This is a genomic window from Kaistella yonginensis, assembly GCF_030409525.1.
GTDB classification, from domain to species: Bacteria; Bacteroidota; Bacteroidia; order Flavobacteriales; family Weeksellaceae; genus Kaistella; species Kaistella yonginensis.
In genome coordinates, this window is record NZ_JAUFQB010000017.1 from 313,148 (window position 1) to 321,052 (window position 7,905).

5 protein-coding genes are annotated in these 7,905 nt (G+C 36.3%); 1 reads left to right on the plus strand and 4 read right to left on the minus strand.

Annotated elements, in window-relative coordinates; all coding sequences use genetic code 11:
- Positions 1 to 16: 16 nt before the first annotated feature.
- On the minus strand, positions 17 to 3,115 hold the full coding sequence (locus QWY78_RS07325) for a TAT-variant-translocated molybdopterin oxidoreductase (protein WP_290218053.1): 3,099 nt from the start codon (positions 3,113 to 3,115) through the stop codon (positions 17 to 19).
- A gap of 21 nt (positions 3,116 to 3,136) precedes the next feature.
- Positions 3,137 to 4,498 (minus strand): c-type cytochrome, encoded by a 1,362-nt coding sequence (locus QWY78_RS07330; RefSeq protein ID WP_290218056.1) that lies wholly within the window; start codon positions 4,496 to 4,498, stop codon positions 3,137 to 3,139.
- A 185-nt stretch (positions 4,499 to 4,683) separates the two neighbouring features.
- On the opposite strand from QWY78_RS07330, the gene QWY78_RS07335 reads away from it, so the two are divergent.
- Entirely contained in the window at positions 4,684 to 5,220 is a 537-nt protein-coding gene (locus QWY78_RS07335; protein ID WP_290218061.1) for an SPOR domain-containing protein, read from the plus strand.
- A gap of 108 nt (positions 5,221 to 5,328) precedes the next feature.
- Here QWY78_RS07335 and QWY78_RS07340 read toward each other — a convergent pair whose 3' ends face one another.
- On the minus strand, positions 5,329 to 6,015 hold the full coding sequence (locus QWY78_RS07340; RefSeq protein ID WP_290218063.1) for a response regulator transcription factor: 687 nt from the start codon (positions 6,013 to 6,015) through the stop codon (positions 5,329 to 5,331).
- Between the two features lie 68 nt (positions 6,016 to 6,083).
- The gene (locus tag QWY78_RS07345; RefSeq protein WP_290218065.1) at positions 6,084 to 7,631 is read right to left on the minus strand and encodes a sensor histidine kinase; all 1,548 of its coding nucleotides are present in this window, start codon (positions 7,629 to 7,631) and stop codon (positions 6,084 to 6,086) included.
- Positions 7,632 to 7,905: the final 274 nt, after the last annotated feature.

The following is a 7,905-nucleotide window of genomic DNA, read 5'->3' on the forward strand; positions in this document are numbered from 1 at the left end:
TTTACCTATTTATTATTTAAACATTATTTTCTTTTCTATTTCTCACTTTGGTATGGTAGAAGACATTTGGTTTGGTCCCAATTTCTTCAAGCAAAGTATATCTTCTGTTGGTGCCGAAAAGCGCTCTTATATCAGAACTCTTATCATTCATATCACCAAATTTCATCGCTCCCGTAGCACAAGCATCCACACAAGCGGTAGAGAATTCACCGTCTCTTACGACTCTTCCTTCTTTTTTAGCTTCGAGGATTACGTTCTGGGTCATTTGAATACACATTGAACATTTTTCCATCACCCCTCTTGTTCTCACAACAACATCTGGATTTAGAACCATTCTACCTAAATCATTATTTTGATTAAAGTCGAATTTATCATTCAAATTATATGTAAACCAATTAAAACGACGAACTTTATACGGACAGTTGTTCGCACAATATCTTGTACCAATACATCTGTTGTAAGCCATTTGATTCTGGCCTTGCTTACCGTGAGAAGTTGCTGCCACCGGACAAACCGTTTCACAAGGAGCGTGGTTACAGTGCTGACACATCACCGGTTGGAAAATCACATCTGGATTGGTCGCTGGGTGGTTTAATATTCCACTTTCTTTATCCATGAAGTGACCATACATTCCTGGCACATTCAGATCTGCTGCAACGGCTTCTTCCTGAGAAAGTTTGCCATCTTTGTTCAAATCTACCTCAGCAGGAATATCGGTTGTATAATAACGGTCGATTCTTAACCAGAACATATCCCTGGACATTCTAACCTCTTCTTTACCAACAACGGGTACGTTATTTTCTGCTTGACAAGCGATTATACATGCGCCACAACCTGTACAAGAATTTAAATCAACTGATAAATTGAAGTGAGGCCCATCAGTATCATCAAAAGCATCCCAAAGGTCAATTTTACCAGCTGCGGTAGCTTCGCCACCAATGGTATGGTATTCCAATGGTTTATTCCAGCCTAGTTTTTCGTCATCGAATTTTACATTTAAGAAGGTATCTAAAGAAACTTCTCTGGCAATTTCGTAACGACCCATGAGCGTATTTTGAAGTTGCATTCCTGCAAATTCATGTTCTTCTCCTGTTTTTTCAATTTTTACATTTGAAAGATTCAAGTTGGATCCATCAAATAAAGGATAAGCATTAACACCCGTTTCAGCAACTTTTCCGGAATTCTTTTTACCGTATCCTAAAGCAAGTCCCACAGCTCCATCAGCCTGACCTGGTTGAATATATACCGGAACATCTTTAATGGTAACACCATTCACCGTGAGGTTTACTACAGAACCATCCAATTGCATTCTCCCATTAAGATCGTTTTCGATTCCTAATTTGGCCGCATCTTTTGGTGACATTGTTAGGTAATTGTCCCAAGTCATTCTAGTAATAGGATCTGGCAATTCTTGCAACCAAGGATTGTTTGCTTGTGTTCCGTCTCCTATTGCGGTTTTGGTATATAAAACCAATTCTAAATCTGAAGATTTAAATGCTGATAACTGAGCAATTGCTTTTGCCGCATCTCCACCAGCATAGGCAAGGTTTCCAGCGTTTCCACCATCTACAACACCGCTATACAGTGCTTTATTGAAAGTCGTACCTCCGATAAGTGTGGTCGCATTGGCTTTTAAATAATCGTAATAATTGTTCGCTGGATTATCTTTTCCATTCATCCAAACCAGTAAAGATTCTTCAATCTGTCTTGATTTAAAAATTTTCTGAATAGTTGGTTGCATTAAAGTGTAAACACCAGTCTGTGGTGCCATATCTCCCCAACTTTCTAACCAGTTTGCCACTGGGATTACAGCTTTCGCTGCTTTGTACATTTCATTTTTCTTCTCGGCAATGGCAACTACATAAGGAACTTTTTCAAGAGATTTCTTGAAAGCTTCTCCTTTGTTGCTAGAATAAATTGGGTTTACATTATTGGCGATGAGTACACCAACTTGGCCCGAATTCATCCAGCCTAAGAATTCCTGATATTTTGCAGCATCAAACTCTTTTAAAAAATTCGCTTTGCCAGTGAAAGCATTTGAGGCTAATTTTTGATTAATTAAATTGGCTAAAACATGAGCAGCTTTGGAACCATCAGCAAAAACAACCGCATTGCTGCCTTTTGCTTGAAGTTCTTTTACGATCTCACCCGCTTCTTTGCTTACGCTTCCACCATTCAGTCCGTTATAAACCTCAACCAAAACTTTATTTACGGCACTTGGTTTTAAAGGAACTCTTGTATCTGCATTTGCTCCAGTTAAAGACATATTCGATTCAATTTGAATGTGTCTTAACATATCTGGACCCGGTTTTCTAGCAGCAGCATAAGAAGTTTCTAAAGAACCTCCATTAAACTCGCCTAAGAAATCTGCTTGGAAAGAAACGACCAGTTGTGTTTTTGATAAATCGTAAACTGGCAAAGCTCTTTGCCCGAAAACTTCTTGTGCTGCATCTAAAGCGGCAGTGTGAGGAAGTGCATCATAAGTAACCAATTCCGCCGTTGGAAATTTGGTTTTGAATTCACCAAATAATTTTTTAAATGTTGGTGATGGAAATGAATGAGAAAGCACCACTATTTTTTTTCCTCCACCTTGTGCTTCAGATAAACCTTTTAGAACAAAACTATCCACTTTATCAAAAGTTTCATCTTTTCCGTCTAATTTTGGTTGTTTTACTTTTTCGTTATCATATAATGAAAGAACGGCAGCTTGTGCTCTGGCACTTGTATTTCCTAAATGTTTGGCAAGAGGGTTTGGTTCAATTTTAATTGGTCGACCTTCTCTGGTTTTAACTAAAACACTGGCGAAATCAAAGCCGTCAAAATAAGTTGAGGCATAATAATTAGGAACGCCAGGGATAATTTCGTGCGGTTTTACCACGTACGGAATGGTTTTAATCACGGGCGCTTCGCAAGCGGCAAGCGTAACTGCGGCTGTTGAAAAGCCTAATAATTTCAAGAAATCTCTTCTAGAAGAGCCAGATTCGCTTGATTGATTTCCGCTTAACTTTTCACCCACCGGAATTTCAGTCTGAAATTCTTTTTGAGCCAACTTACTGTTTAAGCTTGGATCTTTCAGTTCTTGAATACTTCTGAATTGTATTTTATTTGAAGCCATTGATACTTCTAATTTTTGTTATTAATAATGACATTTACCACACTCAAGACCTCCAATTGCATCTACGGTAATTTTCGCACCTGACCCATACTGTTTTTTCAGCTTGTCATGTAGATTTTTGAAGTATTCTTTATTATAACCATTGTTCATATCGATTTCCGTAGTTCTGTGACATTCGATACACCAACCCATGGTAAAATCATTTGCCATTTGCACCACATTCATGGTATCAACTTGCCCGTGACAAGCTTTACAAACGATGTCTACTTTTGCATTAGGATTCTTTTGATTGTAAGAACTGATGATCGCCTGTTCACCTGCCACTACGTGTTGTGCGTGATTAAAGTACACAAAATCGGGCATGTTATGAATTCTCGTCCACTCTACAGGTTTTGTTTTACCGGTATATTGCTGTGACGCTGGATCCCAGCCAGTGGCCGCATAGATTTTTTGAATTTCTCCATCATAGAAAGCTTTATCTTTTCCTGGCTCCATGTATTTTCCGTTATATTCGGAGATATTACGGTGACAGTTCATACAAACGTTCATTGAAGGGATTTCGGAAACTTTTCCGTATTTCGCTGAAGAGTGACAAAGCTGACAGTCGATTTTATTTTCGCCGGCATGAATTTTATGAGAGAAATAAATCGGTTGTTCTGGTTTATAGCCTTTATAAACGCCGATCCACATGAGCCAGTTCCACAAACCATAAGCAGCTAGAACTCCCAATACAACCAAAACACCTTTTCCGATGTAATCGTATTTTTTATATAGATCTGCAAAAGAGGTTGCTCGGGTCGCATTTAAACCGGTTAGCTCATCCGTTTGTTGCAATTTCACCAACTGCTTCAATCTTAATAGCAACCAAATTAAAAGACCACCAATCGACAACAGTGAAAGCAAAATAATTTTTGAATTCATCGATTGCATTTTTTCAGCTTGTAAAGCATCAACAGAATTAGCATCTGTTGCACCTGCTGCTTCCGCAACCGGTTCTGGTGCTGGTGGGTTAGTGGTATACTCTAAAATGTCATTAATATCCTGATCCGTTAGATTAGGAAATGCAGTCATTTCAGTTTTATTAAATTTTTCAAAAACCTCAACAGCGTATTTATCGCCGGAAGCTATTAAACTTTTATTGTCTTTGATCCACTTGTGAAGCCAATCTGTATCTAAATTTTGCTCCGTTTTAAGTCTGTCTACAACACCACCTAACGCTGGACCAACAAGCTGTTTGTCTAAAGCGTGACAGGCTGAACAATCTGCTTTGAACAGTTTTTCACCATTCTTAGCATCTCCTTGGGCGTAAATAGAAGCACTGGTCGCCAGCAATAAACCAATTGCGATAAGACCTCTTTTGTAATGCTTTCTCCAACTAATCATTTATAAAATCTTGGGTTAGTAAATTATATTGAGTTTACTTTCAACTTGGCAAAAATAAGACTTTTAAGATAAATTTAACAACCGTTCTAATTCGCATTCCTGCATTTGACTTAATTTGTAATGTTTCTAAATAACAAATGTTGGTATAATTTTTATTTGTTTTAAATTTGTAAAAATATTTTTTAATGAAAAACCTTTTTAAAATACTCGTGGTTTGCTCTTTGTTGTTTGCAAATGTCTTTGAAGCACAACAGGTTGTAAAAAAAGACACCTTGAGCGGAACGCCAGTATCGATGATGATGGATGAGAAAATCAGCAACCTCCTCAATGATATTGAAGATAAATGTGCGACTGAAATAAATAAATCGGAAAATGAATTTTACGATCATTCACCCAAAACAACAACTCCAAAAATTTCTGTCCCAGAAAAAGAACTCAGCAATGCAGAAATTTGCCGGAAAAATCCTAGAATAATGGGTTACAAAATTCAACTCGCTGTGGTAAAAAGCAATGAGGAAGCACGAGAAGTTGGAATGTATTTTCGCCGTAGATTCCCCAATATGAAAGTAGAAATAGATGCGTCTTTACGACCTAACTACAAAGTAATGGCGGGAAGTTATTTTAGCAAACAAAGTGCGGCAGGTGATTTAGGCAGAATTAAACAATATTTTAAAGATGCAATCGCAATTCAATACAGGGTATTTTGTGTTGAAGCAAAATAAAGCCCTAGAACTCATAAATAAAGCCGCTCTCAAATTGAGAGCGGCTTTATTTATTACCTATTTTTGCCCATTTTACGGGGTGGTCTTGTACGTAATTACAGGTTTAATTTAGTTTTTCACCAGCAAGCGAAATCCTTCGCCGTGTACGTTGATGATTTCCAGTCCATCATCTTCTTTCAATAACTTTCGCAATTTTGCGATGTAAACGTCCATACTTCTGGCGGTAAAATAATTTTCTTTTTTCCAAATTTTTCTTAACGCTAAATCTCTCGGCATGAAATCATTGCGATGTTGACAAAGCAACTTCAGCAATTCATTTTCTTTGGGTGAAAGTTTATAATCAACCTCACCTACTCGCAATTGACGCAACATGGAGTCGAAGAAAACATTACTGATCTTAAATTGTTCCTGTTCATCATTTTCGATCGTTGTACTTCGTTGCAGAATCGCTTTAATTTTATATAACAACAGCTCTGTATCAAAAGGCTTCGTTACGTAATCATCTGCACCCAGCTGGTAGCCTTTCAAAATATCTTCGCGCATATTTCTCGCGGTAAGGAAAATAATCGGAATGTTTTTATCAATTCTTTTTACATCTTCTGCCAAGCTAAAACCGTCTTTTTTCGGCATCATGACATCAAAAATACAAATATCAAATTCGTTTTCCGTAAATTCTTTCAAACCTTGCTCACCATCGGTTGCTAAGGTTACTTCAAAATTATTTATCGATAAATAATCTTTTAAAACGGCCCCAAAACTTTGGTCGTCTTCTACTAATAAGATTCTATTGCTCATAATTTTTTATTTTTAAATTCTGTTATCTACTAATTATTGATGATTGATCTTTATTGTTTATTGCTTAGCTACGACATCGGTAATTTAATGGTAAACGTACTGCCATAGTCTTTCGTAGAGTCTACGATGATTAAACCCTTATGCAATTCGATAATTTTTTTAACGTAAGACAAGCCCAATCCCTGACCTTTTACGTTATGAATATTCCCAGTTTCCTCGCGGAAGAACTTCTCGAAAATCCGCAATTTGCTATCGGTTTCCATCCCCATTCCTTTATCAGAAATTTCAATAACATACCAATTGCCTTCATTTCTAGTTTTTACTGTAATCTCTGGCGCTTCTGGCGAGTATTTATTGGCATTATCTAAAAGATTTACCAGCGCATTTGAAATATGGAATTCATCAATTTTGAATTGGTATTTTTCGGTATTAAATTCTTGGGTTAAGGTTCCATTTCTTTGCGCGACAATTAATCCAAATGATTCGGTTGTTCTTTTAATAAGGTTGCGCACATCGGTATCCTTTAAAAATAATTTAACTTCATTTCTTTCTAATTTAGACATATTCAGCACGTTTTCTACCTGTTTCTTCATTCGCAGATTTTCTTGTTTTATCAAACCAGAATAGTATTTTACTTTTTCGGGATTGGTCGCGATCTTATCATTGGCTAAAGAATCTGTTGCTACCGAAATCGTGGCCAGAGGCGTTTTAAACTCATGCGACATATTATTGATAAAGTCGGTTTTTATATCTGCAATTTTCTTCTGCCGCATCATATAATTAATGGAGATAATGTAGATCCCCAAAATCGTCAGCAAAGACATGAAGGTTCCCAATAACATTGGCAAATTTGTTTTTGCCAATGAATAATCTTTCCGTGGAAAAACCAGTGCTAGTGTATATAAAGTACGGTCTTTGCTATCCGTAAAAAGCGGATAGGTGTAATTGCTCTTGTCTTTTTCGTCATTATAAGTTTTGCTGAGAACATTGGTTACTTTGTTATTTTTATCCATAACAGCGAAACCAAAATTAGTATCTAAACCACTTAATTTCAACTCTTTGGCCAAGACCGAATCCAGTGTTTTCACATCTACTCTCTGTTCAATCGGCAAATTGGAGGCACTCAGCTTTACGAATTGTTTTAGCGCATAGGTATTGTTATTTATATCCTTACTCATTTGAAGTGTAAGCGGTTCTAGCGAGTTTTCGTTCTTTTTAATTTGCAAAATACCTTCGTCTGTATAAATATTGGTCACTTGCAGACTGTCCCCTTTTTTCGAAATCGGAAAGTTCTGATTTTCTACGATACTTTTCTGGAAGGTCATCGTAGAAATATTAGCTGAATCGGTGTTTTGTTGAATATAGGTTTGCGTAGGCTGATTGCTACTATCAATAACATTCTTCCCAAAGTTTTTAAAATCTTTATTTAAATATTTATATTGTTCCAGTTGTGAAACTTTCGAGACAGAAGATTCCATGGATGAATAGACTTTATTCGAAAAGTCTTGATTCAACGCCCCATAGAGTTCCTTAATCCAATATAATTGTAGGGTGACAAAGACAATCATCGAAATGGTCATCAATACCGAAATGAATGGAATAAACTTATTGTTCATTATTTCTTTTTAAAAATGAATTGTTAAAATTACTCATTTTAAGAATATAACAACAAAAGAAAGGCCAAAATATTGTATAAAATTTCTTAAAACTGATTTATTTAACAAATTATTATGAATCTGGCCAATATAATTATTTCGGAAGGGTTTTCATTCTAAAAATAATATATTTACCCGTTGTGCATTTAGAAATATAGGAAAAAAGATTGTTCATTTGATTAAAAAATCGTATATTTACCTGACTACCAATCACTTAAATACATGAACAATCTCA